Source organism: Marinimicrobium alkaliphilum (genome assembly GCF_003259155.1).
GTDB classification, from domain to species: Bacteria; Pseudomonadota; Gammaproteobacteria; order Pseudomonadales; family Cellvibrionaceae; genus Marinimicrobium_A; species Marinimicrobium_A alkaliphilum.
Map to the genome: position 1 here is coordinate 189,239 of NZ_QGMQ01000007.1, position 19,313 is coordinate 208,551.

The 19,313-nt window shown below is 60.0% G+C and carries 16 protein-coding genes and 1 tRNA gene; 15 read left to right on the plus strand and 2 right to left on the minus strand.

From position 1 onward, the window contains the following. The 8 genes from miaA (at position 1) to DKW72_RS12915 (ending at position 7,724) form a co-directional block, all read left to right on the plus strand. Positions 1–969, plus strand: coding sequence for a tRNA (adenosine(37)-N6)-dimethylallyltransferase MiaA (gene miaA / locus DKW72_RS12880; RefSeq protein WP_111642793.1), 969 nt, complete (start codon positions 1–3; stop codon positions 967–969). Positions 970–1,082: 113 nt separating this feature from the next. Beyond that, positions 1,083–1,343: an RNA chaperone Hfq gene (gene hfq, locus DKW72_RS12885; RefSeq protein ID WP_111642794.1), complete on the plus strand. Its 261-nt coding sequence runs from the start codon at positions 1,083–1,085 to the stop codon at positions 1,341–1,343. A gap of 20 nt (positions 1,344–1,363) precedes the next feature. After that, positions 1,364–2,683 (plus strand): ribosome rescue GTPase HflX, encoded by a 1,320-nt coding sequence (gene hflX, locus DKW72_RS12890; protein WP_111642795.1) that lies wholly within the window; start codon positions 1,364–1,366, stop codon positions 2,681–2,683. 109 nt (positions 2,684–2,792) lie between these two features. After that, positions 2,793–3,968, plus strand: coding sequence for an FtsH protease activity modulator HflK (gene hflK, locus DKW72_RS12895; RefSeq protein WP_111642796.1), 1,176 nt, complete (start codon positions 2,793–2,795; stop codon positions 3,966–3,968). Continuing rightward, entirely contained in the window at positions 3,968–4,843 is an 876-nt protein-coding gene (gene hflC, locus DKW72_RS12900; protein WP_111642797.1) for a protease modulator HflC, read from the plus strand. The genes hflK and hflC overlap by 1 nt, the downstream gene beginning before the upstream one ends. A gap of 114 nt (positions 4,844–4,957) precedes the next feature. Continuing rightward, the gene (locus tag DKW72_RS12905) at positions 4,958–5,143 is read left to right on the plus strand and encodes a DUF2065 domain-containing protein (RefSeq protein WP_111642798.1); all 186 of its coding nucleotides are present in this window, start codon (positions 4,958–4,960) and stop codon (positions 5,141–5,143) included. Positions 5,144–5,190: 47 nt separating this feature from the next. Then, positions 5,191–6,369 (plus strand): ATP phosphoribosyltransferase regulatory subunit, encoded by a 1,179-nt coding sequence (locus DKW72_RS12910; RefSeq protein ID WP_111642799.1) that lies wholly within the window; start codon positions 5,191–5,193, stop codon positions 6,367–6,369. A gap of 59 nt (positions 6,370–6,428) precedes the next feature. Beyond that, a complete protein-coding gene (locus tag DKW72_RS12915; RefSeq protein ID WP_111642800.1) occupies positions 6,429–7,724 on the plus strand; it encodes an adenylosuccinate synthase in 1,296 nt (431 codons plus the stop codon). 220 nt (positions 7,725–7,944) lie between these two features. On the opposite strand, the gene DKW72_RS12920 is transcribed toward DKW72_RS12915, so the two are convergent. Further along, positions 7,945–8,031, minus strand: a tRNA-Leu gene (locus DKW72_RS12920). A 255-nt stretch (positions 8,032–8,286) separates the two neighbouring features. On the opposite strand from DKW72_RS12920, the gene rnr reads away from it, so the two are divergent. Further along, a complete protein-coding gene (rnr, locus tag DKW72_RS12925) occupies positions 8,287–10,917 on the plus strand; it encodes a ribonuclease R (protein WP_111642801.1) in 2,631 nt (876 codons plus the stop codon). A gap of 69 nt (positions 10,918–10,986) precedes the next feature. Then, a complete protein-coding gene (rlmB, locus tag DKW72_RS12930; protein ID WP_111642802.1) occupies positions 10,987–11,736 on the plus strand; it encodes a 23S rRNA (guanosine(2251)-2'-O)-methyltransferase RlmB in 750 nt (249 codons plus the stop codon). Here rlmB and DKW72_RS12935 read toward each other — a convergent pair. Next, positions 11,733–12,374 carry a FadR/GntR family transcriptional regulator gene (locus DKW72_RS12935; protein ID WP_111642803.1) on the minus strand — a complete coding sequence of 214 codons (642 nt, stop codon included), beginning with the start codon at positions 12,372–12,374 and terminating at the stop codon, positions 11,733–11,735. The two genes, rlmB and DKW72_RS12935, sit on opposite strands and share 4 nt — an antisense overlap. Before the next feature lie 253 nt (positions 12,375–12,627). On the opposite strand from DKW72_RS12935, the gene DKW72_RS12940 reads away from it, so the two are divergent. From DKW72_RS12940 to araA, 5 genes are all read left to right on the plus strand, one after another. Continuing rightward, entirely contained in the window at positions 12,628–14,367 is a 1,740-nt protein-coding gene (locus tag DKW72_RS12940) for an IlvD/Edd family dehydratase (protein ID WP_111642804.1), read from the plus strand. A 25-nt stretch (positions 14,368–14,392) separates the two neighbouring features. Continuing rightward, positions 14,393–15,160 (plus strand): SDR family NAD(P)-dependent oxidoreductase, encoded by a 768-nt coding sequence (locus DKW72_RS12945; RefSeq protein WP_111642805.1) that lies wholly within the window; start codon positions 14,393–14,395, stop codon positions 15,158–15,160. A 192-nt stretch (positions 15,161–15,352) separates the two neighbouring features. Beyond that, positions 15,353–17,038 (plus strand): ribulokinase, encoded by a 1,686-nt coding sequence (locus tag DKW72_RS12950; protein WP_111642806.1) that lies wholly within the window; start codon positions 15,353–15,355, stop codon positions 17,036–17,038. Continuing rightward, positions 17,035–17,730, plus strand: coding sequence for an L-ribulose-5-phosphate 4-epimerase (locus tag DKW72_RS12955; RefSeq protein WP_111642807.1), 696 nt, complete (start codon positions 17,035–17,037; stop codon positions 17,728–17,730). Before DKW72_RS12950 ends, DKW72_RS12955 begins: the two co-directional genes overlap by 4 nt. A 63-nt stretch (positions 17,731–17,793) precedes the next feature. Then, positions 17,794–19,296 carry an L-arabinose isomerase gene (gene araA / locus DKW72_RS12960; protein WP_111642808.1) on the plus strand — a complete coding sequence of 501 codons (1,503 nt, stop codon included), beginning with the start codon at positions 17,794–17,796 and terminating at the stop codon, positions 19,294–19,296. Positions 19,297–19,313: the final 17 nt, after the last annotated feature.

Here is a 19,313-nt window from a genome sequence, read left to right on the forward strand (position 1 = left end):
ATGAAACCGCCGGTCCTCTTCCTGATGGGCCCCACGGCCTCCGGTAAAACGGCGTTGGCTATGGCGCTCTATGACTGTTTACCGGTCGACCTGATCAGCGTCGACTCGGCTTTGGTGTACCGGGGTATGGATATCGGCTCCGCCAAACCCTCGCCCGACGAGCAGGCCCGTTATCCCCATGCCCTGATCGATATCCGCGACCCGGCCGACAGCTATTCAGCGGCAGACTTTGTCGCCGACGCGGAGCGGGAAATTGCCGCCAGCCATGCCCGGGGCCGGATACCCCTGCTGGTGGGCGGCACCATGCTCTACTTCAAGGCACTGTTGGATGGTCTGGCCGCCATGCCCGCGGCCGACCCGGCGGTGCGCGCCCAGATCGAAGACGAGGCGGCGCGTCTGGGCTGGGCGCATATTCACGCCCGCCTGCAGGCGGTGGATCCGGCTATGGCGGCGGAGATTCACCCCAACCATTCCCAGCGCCTCAGTCGCGCCCTGGAGGTGTACCTGGTGAGCGGTAAGACCATGACCGAGTTGCGCCAGGAGCAGCAGGCCGAGCGCGGCAACCCCTTCTCTGAGCGCTTTGCGTTGACCCAGCTGGCGATGGCCCCCCGTGATCGAAACCTGCTGCACGAGCGTATCGCTCTACGGTTTTCGCAAATGCTGGAACAGGGGCTCGAGGATGAGGTCAGAGCCCTGTACAACCGGGGTGATTTACACCCCGGTTTACCCGCCATCAGGGCTGTGGGGTATCGCCAGGTGTGGCAATACCTCGATGGTGAGTGCAGTCATGAGCAAATGCGTGAGCGGGGGATCATCGCCACCCGCCAACTGGCCAAGCGGCAGCTGACCTGGCTGCGGGGGTGGGACGGCCTGCAATGGCTCTATACCCAGTCAGAAGACGGGAAAACGCGGCAAAATGAAGAAATTTTGCGCCAAACCTTGAATTTGATAGGTAAAGAGACCATATAATAGGCAGTGAGAAATCTAGTCAGTTTTTCATGCTTGTGTCCGCCCCCTTTTGGTGCAAAACCTGCACAAAAGTCTTCGGCGATCTTACTTTTTTAGCTTAAGGAGAATAAAACATGTCAAAAGGGCATAGTTTACAAGACCCTTACCTGAACGTGCTGCGCAAGGAGCGTGTTCCGGTTTCCATATACCTGGTAAACGGTATCAAACTGCAGGGCCAAATTGAGTCTTTCGACCAATTCGTCGTACTGCTGAAAAATACTGTCAGCCAGATGGTCTACAAGCACGCCATTTCTACCGTTGTACCTTCGCGCCCTGTGCGTGTCCCGCTGGTTAATCCGGCCGAAGGTGAAGGCGAGGAAGGTCTTGGCGAGTAATCAGCCTCTGAGGTACTTCTTTGTTCTTTGATCGTCCCGAGTCGGGTGAACTGGCGATTCTGGTTCACCTGAGCTTCTCCTCCGGCCAGGAGCCGGAAGACCCCCGCGAATTTGAAGAATTGGTTCTGTCCGCTGGCGGCGACCCGGTTGCTCTGGTCGGTGGCCAGCGTGCGGCCCCGCACCCCAAATATTTTGTTGGCACCGGCAAGCTCGAAGAGCTGGAAGCGCTGGTGCTTGAGCACAAAGCGGAACTGGTGATCTTCAACCATACCCTGTCGCCCAGCCAGGAGCGCAATGTCGAACACGCACTCAAGTGTCGTGTACTCGACCGCACCGGTCTGATCCTGGATATCTTTGCCCAGCGTGCCCGTACCTTTGAGGGTAAGTTGCAGGTGGAATTGGCGCAGCTGCGCCACATGGCCACGCGCCTGGTGCGCGGCTGGACGCATTTGGAGCGTCAGAAGGGCGGTATCGGCCTGCGCGGCCCGGGTGAAACCCAGCTCGAGACCGACCGTCGCCTGCTGCGTGGGCGCATTACCCACATTGAAAAGCGACTGGAAAAAGTGCGCTCCCAGCGCGATCAGGGACGGCGCTCGCGCCAGCGTGCGGATATTCCCACGGTCTCTCTGGTGGGCTACACCAACGCCGGCAAGTCGACCCTGTTCAATCACATTACCGGCGAGAGCGTCTACGCCGAGGATCAGTTGTTTGCCACACTGGATCCGACCATGCGTCGGATCGAGATGAACGATGTGGGTGCGGTGATCATGGCCGACACCGTGGGCTTTATCAGCCACTTGCCCCACAAGCTGGTCGAGGCGTTTCGTGCCACGCTGGAAGAAGCCAGCAATGCCAGCCTGCTGCTGCACGTGGTGGATGCCGCCGCGGACGACCGGGTACACAATATCGAGCAGGTGGATCTGGTGCTGGAGGAGATCGGCGCGGGCGATCTGCCGCAACTGCGGATCTACAACAAGATTGACCTGCTTGAAAACGGCGAGCCGCGCATCGACCGGGATGACGAAGGGCTGCCAGTGGCTGTGTGGCTGTCAGCACAGACTGGCGCCGGGGTCGAGCTGTTGCTCGATGCGATTACCGAGCGGGTAGGCCGGGAGATGGTTGCGGGAGATCTGCTGGTGCCCGCCGAGCGTGGTCGACTGCGCGCCCGGCTGTACCAGCAAAATGCGGTGGCTGAAGAGGATCACCGCGAGGACGGCACCAGTATTCTGCGTATTCGCCTACCCAAAAGTGATCTGTTGCGGATCCTCAGTGCGGAGAATATAGACTATAGGGAGCTGCGCTGGCAGGATCGGGACGAATCTGGTCGAATTGCCTGTTAGACTACCCCCCGGCTTTGGTAGAATCCCTTGCTTGACTGAATTCTAGAGCACCCAGTAACCGTCGTGCCGGTACCCGGCGCGACGAAATGTTTATGCGGAGAAAGTGATTATGGCCTGGAATGAACCGGGAGGCGGTAAAGACCCCTGGGGCGGCAAGGGCGGCGGCAGCAACAACGATGGCCCGCCGGACCTGGACGAAGCCCTGAAGAAATTTCAGGACAAACTCAACGGCCTGTTTGGCGGTGGCTCCGGTGGCGGTAACAAATCCGGCGGCGGTCGCGGCAATTTTGGCGGTATCGCCGGCGTGGTGGTGGTCATCGCGCTGGTCATTTACCTGCTGGCGGGCTTCTATCAGGTGGGCGCCCAAGAGCGCGCCGTGGTTCTTCAGTTCGGTGCCTTTAAAGAGATCAAGGATCCGGGCCTGCGCTGGAATCCACCCTTGATCAGTAAAGTGTTCAAGGAAAACGTCACCCAGGAGCGCCAGTATGCGACCCAAGGGCTGATGCTGACTGTGGATGAATCCATCGTTGAATTGCCGCTTACCGTGCAGTACAACGTTGATGATGTGAAAAGCTTTGTCCTCAATATCCGCAATCCCGATGCCAGCCTGCAGCAGGCCACAGACTCCGCGCTGCGTCACGTGGTGGGCTCCACTGAGCTTAATCAGGTGCTGTCCGGTGGTCGTCAGCTGATTTCCGAGGACGTGCGTCGACGTGTACAGACTTATCTGGATAAGTACGAATCCGGTATTGCCGTGCGCGATGTCAACATTCAGGAAGGTCGCCCGCCCCAGGAAGTGCGCAGCGCGTTCGATGACGTGATTCGCGCCCGAGAGGACGAAGAGCGCTTCAAAAACGAAGCCCAGGCCTACGCCAACCGCGTGATCCCTGAGGCCCGTGGTCGCGCCCAGCGGATGCTCGACGAAGCCGAGGCCTACCGGGCCGAAATCGTCGCCCGTGCCGAGGGTGAGTCCGAGCGCTTTGGGCTCCTGTTGGCCGAGTACAACAACGCGCCTCAAGTTACCCGTGAGCGTCTGTATATCGAAACTGTAGAGGCGGTGCTGAGTAACACCAGTAAGATCTTTATCGATGTCGAAGGTGGCAACAATATGATGTATCTGCCGCTCGATCGTCTGATGCAGCAATCCCAGACTCAGGGCGGCAGCTCGGGTAGTGGTGGTCAGGCTTTCACGCCTGAGCTGATGCGTCAGCTCACCGAAGGCGCGGCCGGGCGCGATGCGCCGACACGCAGCCCGCAACCCACACTGCGTCGGGAGGTTCGCTAATGTCCAGTAAAGGTACTTTGGGCCTGATCGTACTCGGTCTGGCGTTGATTGTTGGTTCTAGTAGCGTCTTTATCATTAACCAGTTCGAGCGCGCTGTCGTGCTGCGCTTCGGTGCTTTGTACAATGTCGACGTCGAGCCGGGGTTGCACTTCAAGATTCCGTTTGCCGATCAGGTGCGCAAGTTCGATGCCCGGGTGCTCACGGCCGACGCCCGCCCGGAGAGCTTCTTCACCATCGAGAACAAGCGCTTGATTGTGGACTCCTACGCCAAGTGGCGCATCGTCGATGTGCGCACCTACTACGAGGCCACCGGGGGTGACGAAAGTGTCGCCGACTCCCGTCTGGCAACCCGTATTGCCGATGGTCTGCGTAACGAGTTTGGTCGTCGCACGCTGCACGAGGTGGTCTCCGGTGAGCGTGACGCGCTTATGGATGACCTCACTGAGAGCCTGGACGTGCTTGCACGTGACCTGCTCGGCGTGGAAGTGATCGACATCCGGGTCAAGCGGATCGATCTGCCCACTGATGTGAGTGAGTCGGTGTTCGAGCGGATGGCTGCTGATCGCGAAAAAGAAGCCAGTGAACACCGCGCCATCGGTCGCGAGCAGGCTGAAGTGATTCGCGCTGACGCTGACCGCCAGCGCGCCGTGCTCGAGGCCAACGCCTACCGGGATGCCGAGCGTATCCGTGGTGACGGCGACGCTCGCGCGGCCGCCATCTTTGCGGATGTGTTCCAGGGGGATCCGGAGTTCTATGCATTCGTGCGCAGTCTCTCGGCCTACCGAAACACCTTCAGCAGCAAGAACGACATGATGGTGATCGACCCGAGCAGCGACTTCCTGCGCTTCTTCAAAGGCTCGCAGGGGGAACGATAGCCGCTTGAGCTAAAAGGTGGTAAAATCCCGCAGCCGGGTCTGAATGGCCCGGCTTTTTTGTGTTTTCTCGGTCCGGGAGCCTCTCCGAGGTGGCCTGCTGTGAGTGCCTGAACTATGTGGGAAGATCTGGCCCGGGCTCTGTGCCTGGTACTTGTCATTGAAGGCATACTTCCTTTTTTGTACCCGGCGCGCTGGCGGCATTTAATAGCCAGTATGGCGACCGTGACCGACCGCCAGTTGCGTATCGCTGGCCTGGCGAGCATGCTGCTCGGGATCGGACTGTTGTACTTGCTCAAGTAATCGTGACGTGAAACTCATCTAAAGCTACGGAACCCGAAGAGTCTGCTATGACTTATGCCGACCGCTGGCTGCTGCCCGATGGAGTGGAGGAAATCCTCCCCAACGAGGCCCGGCCCATTGAAGACCTGCGCCGCCGTTTAGTCGACCTTTACGGCACCTGGGGATACGATCTTGTTATCCCGCCCCTGCTCGAATTTACCGATTCCCTGCTGATTGGCCTGGGTAGCGATGTCGATCTGCTGACCTTCAAAATGACCGATCAGATCTCCGGCCGTACCCTGGGTATCCGCGCCGACATCACCCCGCAAACCGCCCGTATGGATGCCCACACCTTCCAGCGTGAAGGCGTCAATCGCCTGTGTTACGCCGGCCACGTCGTGCACGCCCGCCCCAAAAATCCGCTCGCCACCCGCACGCCCATCCAGGCCGGCGTCGAGTGTTACGGTGAGCCGGGCAGCAGCGCCGATATCGAAGTGATTTCCCTGCTGCTGGAATCCTTGAAGGTGGCGAACCTGCCCAGGTTGCATATCGACCTGGGGCATGTGGGTATCTACCGCGCGCTGGCCAAGGCGGCCGGCCTCAGTCGCGAACAGGAAGACTTCTTCTTTGAACTGCTGCAACGCAAAGCGGCTACCGAAATACGCATCTGGGTCAGCGAGCAGATCACCGATAGCGCTATGGCCGAGCTATTCCTGGCACTGCCCAATCTGGCGGGCGATCGCGAGGCTCTGGCTCGGGCGCGAGCGCTACTGGCCCCTGTCGGCGCCGAGGCGGTTGCCGCCATCGACCAGCTCGATGAAGTCGCGGGTGTCATTGCTGAGCGCTACCCCGAGGCCGAGTTGTACTTCGATCTGGGTGAACTGCGTGGCTACCACTATCTTACAGGGCTGGTGTTTGCGGCCTTCGCGCCGGGCTATGGCAACCCGATTGCCAGCGGCGGGCGCTATGACCACATTGGTGAAGTCTTTGGTCGGGCGCGCCCGGCCACCGGCTTTGCCGTCGACCTCTCTGCCATCAGCAAGCTCGGCCTGCTCAGTAACGGTGAGCGTGCGGCGATTTTGGCCCCGAGCGACAGCCGGGACAAAGCGCTTTGGCAGGCAATACAGGCGCTGCGGGCCGAGGGTGAGCGCGTGGTCTGTGCCGATCCGGGGTCGGCCAAAAGTTTGCACTGCGACCGGCGCCTGGTGGCGCACAATGGCGGTTACGACGTCGAGCCTCTGGCTTAAGTGCCGGGGCAGACTTTTACACTTTGATAGCAATTGACTGACAGCGAGACGAGCGAAGCATGGGCAAGAATGTTGTGATTTTGGGCACCCAGTGGGGTGACGAAGGCAAGGGTAAAATCGTCGACCTGCTGACCGAGCGCGTGTCGCTGGTGGCTCGCTTCCAGGGCGGCCATAACGCGGGCCACACGCTCGTGATCGACGGCAAAAAAACCGTTCTGCACCTGATCCCCTCCGGGATTTTGCGCGACGGTGTGACTTGCCTGATTGGCAACGGTGTGGTGCTCTCGCCCGAGGCACTGCTGAAAGAGATGGCAGAGCTGGAAGCCAACGACATTCCGGTGCGCAAGCGCTTGCGCCTGTCGCCCGCCTGCCCGCTGATTCTGCCATCCCACGTGGCGCTGGATCAGGCGCGCGAAGTCTCCAAGGGCGATGCCAAAATTGGTACCACCGGGCGCGGCATCGGTCCCGCCTATGAAGATAAAGTGGCGCGTCGCGGCCTGCGCCTGGGCGATATCCACAACATGGATCGTTTCGCCACCAAGCTCAAGGAAGTGCTGGAGTATCACAACTTCATTCTGACCCAGTATTTCAAAACCGAGGCGCTGGACTATAGTCAGGTGCTTGAAGAGGCCAAGGTTTGGGCGGAGGAGCTGCGTCCGCTGATTGCCGATGTCACCGATATGCTGCACACCGGGCGGGAGCGCGGCGACGACATTCTGTTCGAGGGTGCCCAGGGCTCGCTCCTGGATATCGACCACGGTACCTACCCGTTTGTGACCTCTTCCAATACCACCGCTGGCGGCACCGCTACCGGCTCGGGCTTTGGTCCGCTGTACCTGGATTACGTGCTGGGTATCACCAAGGCCTACACTACCCGCGTGGGCTCGGGCCCCTTCCCGACGGAGCTGGATTGCGGTGTGGGCCAGTATCTGGGCGAGAAAGGTCACGAGTTTGGGGCCACCACCGGGCGCAAGCGTCGCTGTGGTTGGTTTGATGTGGTGGCCGTGCGTCATGCGGTGCGCATCAACAGCATCTCCGGCATCTGTCTGACCAAGCTGGACGTACTCGACGGCCTGGAAGAGGTCAACATCTGTGTCGGCTACCGGGATGGGCAGGGCAATACCGTGGGTATTCCCTGTGACGCAGAAGGTTGGGAGGATGTTCAGCCGGTGTATGAAACTCTGCCGGGCTGGAGCGAATCCACCGTGGGTGCGCGCAGCCTCGATCAGCTGCCGGCCAACGCTCGTGCCTATATTCAGCGTCTGGAAGAGCTCCTGGTCACGCCCATCGACATCATCTCCACCGGTCCCGACCGGGTCGAGACCATCGTCCTGCGCGACCCTTTCAGCGCCTGATTCCTCTCTCGTGAGAGGCGCGGTGCCTCAGTGTCGGATTACGGCTTCGCCTAATCCGACCTACTCCAACCGGGCCACGCTGTACCCAGTAGGTCGGATTAGCCCGCAGGGCGTAATCCGACAAAACGCCACCCAACTTTCCTGTGGCGTTAGAAGACTCTGATTCTCAACGAGCAGGCAATAAAAAAGGCAGAACCTTTCGGTTCTGCCTTCTTAAATATGGTGCCCAGGAGAGGACTTGAACCTCCACGGCCTTGCGGCCACTAGCACCTGAAGCTAGCGTGTCTACCAATTTCACCACCTGGGCATGCGGTCAGCGTCTGCTGAGTTGTCGCCATTGGCCTCATCGGCCAACGGGGCGGAACTATAATGATCTGGCGGGAGACTGTCAATAAACTTCGGCCATTTTTTTTGCGCGGGTAGGTTTATTGGCCGCATTCACCTATAATCATGCCTGAAACCATAAGCTCGCGTGGCAGGCTGCAGCCTTGAGCGACAGAGACTACACTCCCGGTAACAGGATCCCCCTGACCGATCATCGCAGTGCAACAGGATAACCATTTTGACTGATTCCAAGAACGACCCCCGCCTCCAGGACCCGCATTTCGAGCGCGAGGCAGAAAAATACGAAAATCCCATCCCCAGCCGGGAGTACCTGCTGGAGGTGCTTGATAAAGCGCCGGGGCCCATGAGCCACCCGGCTGTGTGCGAGGCGCTCAAGATTTCTGACGAAGACGGCGTCGAAGCCGTGCGTCGCCGCCTGATCGCGATGGCCCGCGATGGCCAATTGCTGAGTAACCGCAAAGGCGATTTTGCGCCTCTGGATAAAACTGATTTGATCCGCGGCCGGGTGCTGGGCCACCGGGACGGCTTCGGGTTTGTTGAGCGCGCCGACGGCGGTGCTGACATCTATTTACACAATCGCCAAATGCGCCGGGTTTTTCACGGTGACGAGGTTTTGGTACGCCTGCGCGGCCAAAACCACCGAGGTAAAGAAGAAGGTGCGATCGTTGAGGTCCTCAAGCGCAATACCGAGCAGATTGCCGGGCGCTTTGTGCGCGAGCAGGGCATCCAACTGGTACAGCCGGAAAACAGCCGCGTCACCCAGGACATTCTGATTCCTGCCGGCGCGGAAGGCGACGCCCAGGAAGGCCAGATTGTGGTGGTGGCCATTACCCAGCAGCCGGAAAAACAACACCGGGTCGCGGGCAAAGTCATCCGTGTGATGGGCGATCATATGGCGCCGGGCATGGAAATTGACCTGGCGATCGAAGTTCATGGCATCCCCAATAGTTGGCCCGCAGCCGTGCTCGATCAGGCCAAGGGCATTCCGCCCGAAGTCCAGGAAGAGGATAAGGTCCACCGGGTCGATTTGCGCGATAAGCCCTTTATTACCATTGATGGCGAAGACGCTCGTGATTTTGACGACGCCGTGTTGTGTGAAAAGCGCAAAGACGGCTGGCGGCTCTACGTCGCGATTGCCGATGTCTCCCACTACGTCCACTGCGAGAGCCCGCTCGATCGTGAAGCGCAGCGCCGGGCCACCTCGGTCTATTTCCCGGACTATGTGGTGCCCATGTTGCCCGAGGCGCTGTCCAACGGCCTCTGTTCGCTCAACCCGGAAGTGGACCGTTTGTGTCTGGTGTGCGAAGCCAATCTCAACAATCAGGGTGAGGTCACCAGCTACCAGTTTTTTGAGGGGGTCATACACTCTCACGCGCGTATGACCTACACGCAGGTGGGCGAAATACTGGCGCATGATGGCGACGATGAGCACCCCATGCGCAAGACCTTTAATCACGTCTTGCCCCAGGTGCATCTGCTCCACGGGCTGTACAAGTGCCTGCGCAAAGCGCGCGATGAGCGCGGCGCGATCGATTTTGATACCGTCGAAACGCGCATTGTGTTTAACGATGCCCGCAAGATCGAGGAAATCGTACCGGTGCGTCGCAACGACGCGCACAAGCTGATTGAAGAAGCGATGCTGTGCGCCAACGTGTGTGCGGCAGACTTTCTCGCCAGCCACAAGATTCCCTGTCTCTACCGGGTTCACGAAGGTCCCACAGAAGAGCGCCTCGCCGGCGTGCGGGAGTTTTTGAGCGAGCTGGGTCTGGATCTGCCCGGTGGCGATCAGCCCTCATCCGCTGACTACCAGACGTTGATGCAGAAAATTGCAGACCGTCCGGACAGCCACACCATTCAGATGGTGATGCTGCGCAGTCTGCGCCAGGCCGTATATCAGGTGGAGAACAAGGGACACTTTGGCCTTGGCTACGACGCCTATGCCCACTTTACCTCGCCCATTCGCCGCTACCCCGACCTGATGGTTCACCGGGCAATCCGCTCGGTGATTCGCAGTGACCGGCAGAGCGACAAAGTACGCCGGGTCGAAGGCGCCAAGCCGTTGCCCAAAGATGTTATCTACCCGTATGACACGGCATCGGTGGTGGGCCTCGGTGATCACTGCTCCGTGGCCGAACGGCGCGCTGACGAAGCTACCCGCGACGTGGTCAGTTGGCTCAAGTGCGAGTACCTTATGGATCGGGTGGGCGAAGTCTTCCCGGGGGTGGTGACCGCCGCGACCAACTTCGGTCTCTTTGTCGAGCTCAAAGACCTGTACGTCGAGGGCCTGGTTCACATCACGGCGCTGCCGTCTGACTACTACCACTTCGATCCGGTCAAGCACCGGTTGGTGGGTGATCGCACCCGTCAGGTCTTCGGCCTGAGTGACGAGCTGACCGTACGCGTGGTGCGGGTCGACCTGGACAGTCGTAAAGTGGACTTTGAATTGGAGTCGGTGATCCAGGCCAATCGCGCCAGCGGTAATAAGCCAGCCGCCAAATCGAATAAAGGTAAGGGCAAAGGCTCTCAAGGCAAGTCTGGTCAGGCAAAATCTGGACAGGGCAAGTCTGGACAGGGCAAGTCTGGACAGGGCAAAGGCGGTCAAGGCAAGTCGGGGCAGGATAAGTCAGGTCAGGGCAAACCCGCTCAGAACAAACGTGGCCGCTCCGGTCGAGGCCGAGCGGACAGAGGAGCAAGCGATGGCAAACATGGCAAGGCACGTCAACGCCCGTCGTCGTCTGCGTCAGTTCGACCGACGCAAAAGCCGGCGGCGCCTGAGAAACAGTCTGTCTTTGCAAAGGCAGCGTCTGGCGTTAAAAAGGCGCTGGCTCGCTTTACGAAGAAAAAGTAAATGCTGGATCACCAACCTGCGTGACCTCCATCGCAGGGGTGATCCCGACGATTCGGATCGGACATCATCTTGAGTAAGTTAACCACGGTTTACGGTCTGCACGCAGTGCAGGCCGTTCTTAAAAGTGCCCCACAACGGGTTCAGGCGCTCTATACCCAACAGGGGCGTCAGGATCAGCGCCTGCAAAAAATTCTCAACCTCGCCAAGGTCAATGATCTGCCGGTCAAGCCCCTTGCGCGCGCGCGCCTTGATGCCTTGTGTGATGGGGAAAATCATCAGGGCGTCGTGGCCGAGTGCACCCCAGGGGAGATCCACGATGAGGGTTATCTGGAAGCGCTGCTGACAAAACTCGACCGGCCGCCGTTTCTGCTGATCCTTGATGGCGTCACCGATCCTCACAATCTCGGCGCCTGCTTGCGCAGCGCCGAGGCGGCGGGTGTGGATGCCGTTATCGCGCCCAAAGACAAGTCGGCAGGGCTCAGTCCGGTGGCGCGCAAGGTAGCCTGCGGCGCCGCTGAAGTGGTGCCGTTTATTCCAGTGACCAATCTGGCGCGCACCATGAAGCAGTTACAGATGGCCGGCGTCTGGCTGGTCGGTGCAGCCGGTGAGGCCGAGCAGAGCCTGTATCAGATGGCGTTGACCGGCCCGATCGGGCTGGTGATGGGTGCAGAAGGGGAGGGCCTGCGGCGCCTGACCCGGGAGCACTGCGACCACCTGATCAGCATCCCCATGGCGGGCAGCGTCAGCAGCCTCAATGTCTCGGTGGCTACTGGCGTCTGTCTGTTTGAGGCGGTACGCCAGCGGAATTCGGCATCTTAGGCGGGTGGGTGTTGGGCGCGTAGCAGCGCGCTCGATGCCCGGCGCGAGGCCTCGGTGTCGCGCGCGCTGATGGCCGCATATAACGGACGATGATGATCGCATCCCAGCCCGTCCAACCAATCCTCCCGTCCGCGCAAGGCCGATACCTGAGCCGTCAGCAGGGTGTGACCAATGTGCGCCAGCAGCTCGTTAGTGGACAATGCCAATAGCGTTTCATGGAAGCGTTCGTAGGCGTCCAGTAAGGGTGCCTGTTCCCGTTCCCGCTCGATCACCTCAAGCGCTGATTCCAATTGTTCACAATCCTGCCCGGTCGCCCGGTGCGCCGCCTGAGCTGCGCATTCGGGCAGCACCACGCCTTGCACCCCGAGCAGCAAGCCGTCGAAATCTGCGACTGGCATGGCTTCAATCATCCAGCTCAAGACCTGATGATCGAGCAGATTCCAGCGCGCACGGGCCTGCACCTGCAGTCCCACTCGGGGTTTGGCGCAGAGCATACCCTTGGCGCCCAGGGCTTTGGTGGCTTCGCGCAGTACCGGGCGGCTGATGCCAAAGTTCTCGCACAGCTCCGCCTCCAGGGGCAGGCGGGTGCCTTCCGGGTAGAGGCCCGCGACAATATCCTTGCCGAGTGCGTCCAGCACCTGATCAAAACGGGTACGGGTTTTAGGTGATAATTGTAATATAATAATGTTCCTCGTTTGCTGCTTGCCGACCCATTTTCACCGAAGAAGAGCGACAATTGTCGCCAGTACGCTCCTGTTAGTGAGTTTGAGCGTCAATTGAGGGCCCAAAGTCGGATTTAATCGTTGAGTTCACCAAACTCTGGGGTTATATTATATTACATTTGGTGCTGAGCCAAGCGCCGACTGACTCACAATAACAAAGGTGGCATTCATGGCGGATAACCCCAAAACGCCCAAGCACCCGCTCCGGTCTGCGCAATGGTTTGGCCTCAAGGACAAAAACGGCTTTATGTACCGCAGTTGGATGAAAAATCAGGGGATTCCCGAGCATCACTTCTGTGGTCGTCCGGTGATCGGGATCTGTAACACCTGGTCCGAGCTGACGCCCTGCAACGCACACTTCCGCGAGCTGGCGGACAAAGTCCGCCGGGGCATTATCGAAGCCGGCGGTGTGCCGGTCGAGTTCCCGGTATTCTCCAGCGGCGAGTCCAACTTGCGGCCCACGGCGATGCTCACCCGCAATCTGGCGGCGATGGATGTGGAAGAGTCGATCCGCGGCAACCCCATCGACGGCGTCGTGCTGATGGCCGGCTGCGACAAGACCACCCCCGCGTTGCTTATGGGAGCGGCGAGCTGTGATGTGCCCGCCATCGTAGTCACCGGTGGCCCGATGCTCAATGGCAAACACCACGGCCGGGACGTGGGCTCGGGCACCCTGGTGTGGACCATGCACGAAGACTACAAAGCCGGCCGTATCAGCCTTCAGGACTTCCTCGATGCCGAGGCGGGCATGTCCCGCTCTGCCGGCACCTGCAATACCATGGGGACAGCGTCCACCATGGCCTGCCTGGCCGAGGTGATGGGCGTTTCACTGCCGCACAATGCCGCGATTCCGGCGGTGGATTCGCGCCGCAGTGTGCTCGCTCATCTGTCGGGGATGCGCATCGTGGACATGGTTCATGAAAACCTGTGCCTCTCGAAAGTGCTGACCCGTGACGCCTTTATCAATGCCATCCGCACCAATGCGGTGATCGGCGGCTCCACCAATGCGGTGATACACCTGAAAGCCATCGCCCAGCGGGTTGGCGTGCCCCTGAGCATGGATGACTGGCAGACCTACGGCAAAGACGTGCCCACGCTGGTCAATCTGCAACCCTCCGGGCGCTACCTGATGGAAGAGTTCTACTACGCTGGGGGCTTGCCCGCGGTGCTCAAGCGCATGGGGGATGCCGGGCTGTTGCACAAGGAAGCGCTCACGGTGAACGGCAAGACCCTGTGGGAGAACAACCGCGAGGCTCCCTGCTATAACGACGATGTCATTCGCCCGCTGGATAATCCGCTATGTGCCAATGGTGGCATCTGCGTGCTCAAAGGCAACCTGGCGCCACGCGGTGCGGTGCTCAAGCCGTCATCGGCCACGCCGGCATTGATGCGGCACCGGGGACGGGCGCTGGTGTTCGATTCGTTCGAGGACTATAAGGCCCGAATCGATGACCCGGACCTGGATGTGGATGAGAACAGCGTCCTGGTGTTGCGTAACTGCGGGCCCAAGGGTTACCCGGGTATGGCCGAAGTCGGCAATATCGGCCTGCCGCCGAAGTTACTCAAGAAGGGAGTGACCGATATGCTCCGGGTCACGGATGCGCGCATGAGTGGCACCGCCTACGGCACTGTGGTGCTCCACGTCACCCCAGAGTCCCGGGAGCTGGGGCCGCTGGCCGCCGTGCGCGATGGTGACATGATTCGCGTGGACGCGAGCACGGGCGAGCTGGAGCTGGAGGTCTCCGATCAGACCCTGGCCGAACGGATGGGCGAGCTGGTTGCGCCCGCGCCGCCCTTGACCGGTTATATGCGCCTTTACCTGGATCATGTCACCCAGGCCGATGAAGGCTGTGATTTCGACTTTTTAGTGGGTTGTCGGGGCGCCGACGTCCCCGGCCATTCGCACTGATTCTTTACCCTCCGGAGTGAGCTGCATGCCGCTGAGCAATGTCTACCCGAGCCTGAAAGGCAAAACGGTTTTGATTACCGGAGGCGCCACCGGGATTGGCGCCAACCTCGTGGAATCATTTGCGCGCCAGGGGGCGCACGTCGCTTTTATTGATGTTCGCGACGACGAAGGTTGGGCGTTGGCGGAGTCACTGGCCGGTGAGGTCGACCTGTCGCCGCGCTACTACCATTGCGACCTGCTCGACATAGACGCCTTGCGGGACACCATTGCCCGGGTCAAGGAGGTGTGTGGCCCCGTGTCGGTGTTGATCAACAACGCCGCCAACGATGCTCGTCACGATTTTCGCGATGTCACGGTGGCGTACTGGGATGAGCGCATGGCGGTCAACCTGCGCCACCATTTCTTCGCTTCCCAGGCGGTTTACTCCCACATGTGTGAGCTCGGCGGCGGTGCGATTATCAATCTGGGCTCCATGAGCTGGTACGCCTCCCAAGGGGGGATGCCCGGTTACACCAGCGCCAAAGCGGCGATTGAGGGCCTTACTCGCGGTCTCGCCCGGGATATGGGCAGCGACGGCATTCGGGTCAACACACTGGTGCCCGGTTGGGTGATGACCGATCGTCAGGTGGAGACACTGATAGACGCCAGCGCGGTGAAGGGGATTCGCGCCAGTCAGTGTCTGAAAGCCGCCGTTATGCCGGAGGATATCAGTGCCATGGCACTGTTTCTTGCGTCAGACGATAGCCGCCTTTGCACCGCCCAGCACTTTATCGTCGATGGCGGCTGGGTGTAGCGCACAGCGCGGCGTAAGCCCGCGTACGCACTGGTTTTCAGCGTGCCGCCCGATCGATGCGGCAAGCAGTATTCACGCTTCTTAACGGGCTCTGGCATTGACAAACCGCTTCCTGTCCCGATAATATTATAATACAATAGCGCAAATAAGCTTGCGGCCTTAAACGCAAGTCTGCGCGTGACAGATCAATACATGAATAAGGTGGTATTTATGGCGTCTTATGCCCTGGGCCTGGACTATGGCTCGGACTCTGTGAGGGCTCTCCTGGTCGATGTTGAAACCGGTACCGAGGTGGCCACCGACGTGGTCTATTACCCTCGCTGGAAGCAGGGCCTTTATTGCGAACCGGCCAAGGATCAGTTCCGTCAGCACCCGCTCGACTATGTCGAAAGTCTCGAACAGGTCGTCAACGGGCTGTGGAGCAAGGCGCCTGCCGGTGCCGCACAGCAGGTTATCGGCATGAGCTTTGATACCACCGGCTCGACGCCTGTCGCTGTCGATGCCGAGGGGCAGGCGCTGGCGCTCAAGCCGGAATTTGCCGACAACCCCAACGCCATGTTTGTGCTCTGGAAAGATCACACCGCGGTTAAAGAGGCGCAGGAAATTACTGCCGCCGCCGAACAGGCCGACGAAAATTACCTGAAGTACGAAGGCGGCATCTACTCATCCGAGTGGTTCTGGGCCAAAGCATTGCACGTGCTGCGTGCCGACGCGGACGTCGTGGCGGCAGCGCATACCTGGGTCGAGCACTGCGACTGGATGACCGCCATTGTGACCGGCACCACGCATCCGGATAGCTTCCGCGCCAGCCGTTGTGCCGCGGGCCATAAAGTCATGTGGCATGAGAGTTGGGGCGGTTACCCCCCGAACGATTTCTTTACCGGTATTGACCCGCTGCTCGACGGGCTGCGCGATCGCCTGCCCGCGGATACCTTTACGGCGGATCAGAGTGTGGGCCCATTGACCACCGAGTGGGCGCAAAAACTGGGCCTGCCGGTGGGCACGCCCGTAGGCTTCAGCGCTTTCGACTGCCACATGGGCGCCGTGGCGGCCAACGTCCAGCCGGGCGCACTCACCAAGGTGATGGGCACCTCGACGTGCGATATCACCGTGGCCAGCTACGAGGACATTGCCGACAAATGCATTCGCGGCATCTGCGGGCAGGTCGACGGCTCGGTGCTGCCGGGCATGGTCGGGCTGGAAGCGGGGCAGTCGGCCTTTGGCGATCTTTACGCCTGGTTCCGCAAGCTGGTCAACGGACCTGCAGCGCAGGTGTTGGCGGGCACCTCGACGGTGGACAGTGCAACCGCGCAAAAATTGATTGAAGAGATTGAAGACAACACGCTGCGGCTGCTCGGCGACACAGCCAGCCAGTTGCCCCCCGGTGCCAACGGCCTGACCGCCCTCGATTGGGTCAATGGTCGGCGCACGCCGGATGCGGATCAGACCGTGAGCGGTGCCATCGCCGGCCTGAAAATGGGCAGCGGCGCTGCGGAAGTCTTTCGTGCTCTGGTGGAGGCTACCGCCTTTGGTGCCCGCGCCATCATTGAGCGTTTTCGCGAAGAGGGCGTTGCGGTGAACTCGGTGATCGGTATCGGAGGCATTTCGAAAAAGTCCGACTTCATCATGCAGACCTGTGCCGACATCTGGGGTTGCCCGGTGGATGTACTCGAAAGTGAACAGAGTTGTGCCTTGGGGGCGGCAATTTTCGCCTCGGTGGTCGGCGGTGCTCATCCGGATGTGGCCAGTGCGCAAAAAGTCATGGCCTCACCGGTGAGCAAAACCTACACCCCGAACCCGGACATGAAAGCCACTTACGACACCCTCTACGCCAAGTACCAGGCCTTGGGTGCTTATGTTGATGGAGGCCGTGCATGAGCTATCGCGAACTGAAAGAGCAGGTGTTCGAAGCCAACATGGAGCTGCACCACCGCAACCTGGTGGTGTACACCTGGGGCAATGTCTCCCAGATTGACCGCGCCCAAGGTGTGGTAGCGATCAAGCCCAGCGGCGTTGCCTACGAGGCGTTGACCGTGGATGACATCGTTGTGGTCGACCTGGAGAACACCGTGGTTGAAGGCAAGTTGCGGCCGTCCTCGGATACCAAAACCCATACCCACCTGTATCGGCACTTTGCCGATATCGGTGGCGTGACTCACACCCACTCGACCTACGCCACGGCCTGGGCTCAGGCTCAGCAGTCGATTCCCTGCTACGGCACCACTCACGCGGACTACGCCTACGGGGATATTCCCTGCACAGCGGTGATGAGTGACGACCAGATCGAGAGGGATTACGAAGAGGAAACCGGTGTGCAGATCACCGATTGCTTCAAGGATCGCAGCCCGGTGGAAACGCCGATGGCGATTATCGCGGGGCACGCGCCGTTTACCTGGGGTAAAGACGCCGCGCAATCCGTGTATCACGCGGTGATTCTCGAAGAGATGGCCAAGATGGCTTACCTGACGCGGACCCTCAACCAGGGGGTCCAGCCGCTCAAGCAAGCCATCGTGGACAAGCATTACCTGCGCAAGCATGGCAAAGACGCCTATTACGGGCAATCCAATTAAACATAAGCAGTAGCGATTACTCGGTATCACCGGGCTACCACTGAACAGTTGAAGGTGAAATTCATGAAAGTGTATGCAGATAAAGAAGTCTGGCTGATTACCGGCTCCCAAAACCTGTATGGCCCCGCCGTGCTTGAGCAAGTGGCCCAGGACAGCGCAAAAATTGCCGCCGGTCTGGACGGCGCCCCGCAAATTCCGGTCAAAATCGTGGCCAAAGATACAGTCAAAACCCCGGCTGAAATTCTCGCAGTTTGCCTGGAAGCCAACAGTGCGCCCCAGTGCGTGGGTGTGATCCTGTGGATGCACACCTTCTCGCCGGCGAAAATGTGGATCTCCGGCCTGCAGGTGCTGAACAAGCCCTTCCTGCACCTGCACACCCAGTTCAATGCGGCCCTGCCCTGGGACTCCATCAACATGGACTACATGAACCTGCACCAGAGCGCCCACGGCGATCGGGAGTTCGGTTACATCGGTGCGCGTATGCGCCTCGAGCGGCGTGTGGTTGTGGGTCACTGGGACAGCGAAGCGGTCAAGAACCAGATCGACAACTGGTCGCGCGTTGCCGTGGCCTGGCATGAAAGTCAAAACCTGCGCGTGGCCCGCTTCGGCGACAACATGCGTCAGGTGGCCGTGACTGAAGGTGACAAGGTTGCCGCACAGTTGGCGTTTGGCTATGAAGTTCACGGCTACGGCCTGGGCGATCTGGCACAAGTGGTCAACGCCGTGAGCGCGGGCGACATCGATGCCCAACTGGATCTCTACCGTCAGGAATACACCGTTTCCGAAGCCTTGCTCAAAGATGCACACCAACTGGAGTGCCTGAAAAACGAGGCGCGTCTGGAATTGGGCATGCGTCGATTCCTGGACGACGGCGGCTTTAAAGCCTTCTCCAACACCTTTGAAGATCTGCACGGTATTACCAACCTGCCGGGCCTGGCCACCCAGCGCCTGATGCAGGAAGGCTACGGCTACGGCGGTGAAGGCGACTGGAAAACCGCGGCGCTGGTGCGCATCACCAAAGTGATGGCCCAAGGCCGTGCCGGTGGTACCTCCTTTATGGAAGATTACACCTACAACTTCGGCGACCAGAACCTGGTGCTGGGTGCACACATGCTCGAGGTTTGCCCCACCATCGCCTCGGCCAAACCGCGTGTGGAAGTGGCCTTGCACACCATCGGTTGTCGCGCGGACATTGCCCGCCTGATCTTTACCGGCGAGCCTGGCCCCGCGCTCAACATCACCTGCGTCGACATGGGCAACCGCCTGCGCCTGTTGGTGAACAAGGTGAACACCGTTGAGCCGCCCAAGGAAACCCCGAAACTGCCCGTAGCAAAAGCCCTGTGGGAGCCCATGCCGAATATGGAGGTGGGCGCAGCTGCCTGGATTCTGGGCGGCGGTGCCCACCACAGTGCCTACAGCCAGGCGGTGACCATCGATCAGGTGGAAGATTTCGCCGAGATGGCTGGCGTCGAGCTGGTGGTCATTGATGAAGACACCCGCCTGCGGGACTTCAAACAACAATTGCGTCACAATGCAGCCTATTACCACCTCAAGCAGGGCGTGTAATCAAGGTTAAGCAGGGA

What these genes read in the sequence shown, in the direction of transcription:
- miaA (WP_111642793.1), top strand. Translation starts at nt 1, where the DNA reads ATGAAACCGCCGGTCCTCTTCCTGATGGGCCCCACGGCCTCCGGTAAA.
- hfq (WP_111642794.1), top strand. Translation starts at nt 1,083, where the DNA reads ATGTCAAAAGGGCATAGTTTACAAGACCCTTACCTGAACGTGCTGCGC.
- hflK (WP_111642796.1), top strand. Translation starts at nt 2,793, where the DNA reads ATGGCCTGGAATGAACCGGGAGGCGGTAAAGACCCCTGGGGCGGCAAG.
- hflC (WP_111642797.1), top strand. Translation starts at nt 3,968, where the DNA reads ATGTCCAGTAAAGGTACTTTGGGCCTGATCGTACTCGGTCTGGCGTTG.
- DKW72_RS12905 (WP_111642798.1), top strand. Translation starts at nt 4,958, where the DNA reads ATGTGGGAAGATCTGGCCCGGGCTCTGTGCCTGGTACTTGTCATTGAA.
- DKW72_RS12910 (WP_111642799.1), top strand. Translation starts at nt 5,191, where the DNA reads ATGACTTATGCCGACCGCTGGCTGCTGCCCGATGGAGTGGAGGAAATC.
- DKW72_RS12915 (WP_111642800.1), top strand. Translation starts at nt 6,429, where the DNA reads ATGGGCAAGAATGTTGTGATTTTGGGCACCCAGTGGGGTGACGAAGGC.
- DKW72_RS12940 (WP_111642804.1), top strand. Translation starts at nt 12,628, where the DNA reads ATGGCGGATAACCCCAAAACGCCCAAGCACCCGCTCCGGTCTGCGCAA.
- DKW72_RS12945 (WP_111642805.1), top strand. Translation starts at nt 14,393, where the DNA reads ATGCCGCTGAGCAATGTCTACCCGAGCCTGAAAGGCAAAACGGTTTTG.
- DKW72_RS12950 (WP_111642806.1), top strand. Translation starts at nt 15,353, where the DNA reads ATGAATAAGGTGGTATTTATGGCGTCTTATGCCCTGGGCCTGGACTAT.
- DKW72_RS12955 (WP_111642807.1), top strand. Translation starts at nt 17,035, where the DNA reads ATGAGCTATCGCGAACTGAAAGAGCAGGTGTTCGAAGCCAACATGGAG.
- araA (WP_111642808.1), top strand. Translation starts at nt 17,794, where the DNA reads ATGAAAGTGTATGCAGATAAAGAAGTCTGGCTGATTACCGGCTCCCAA.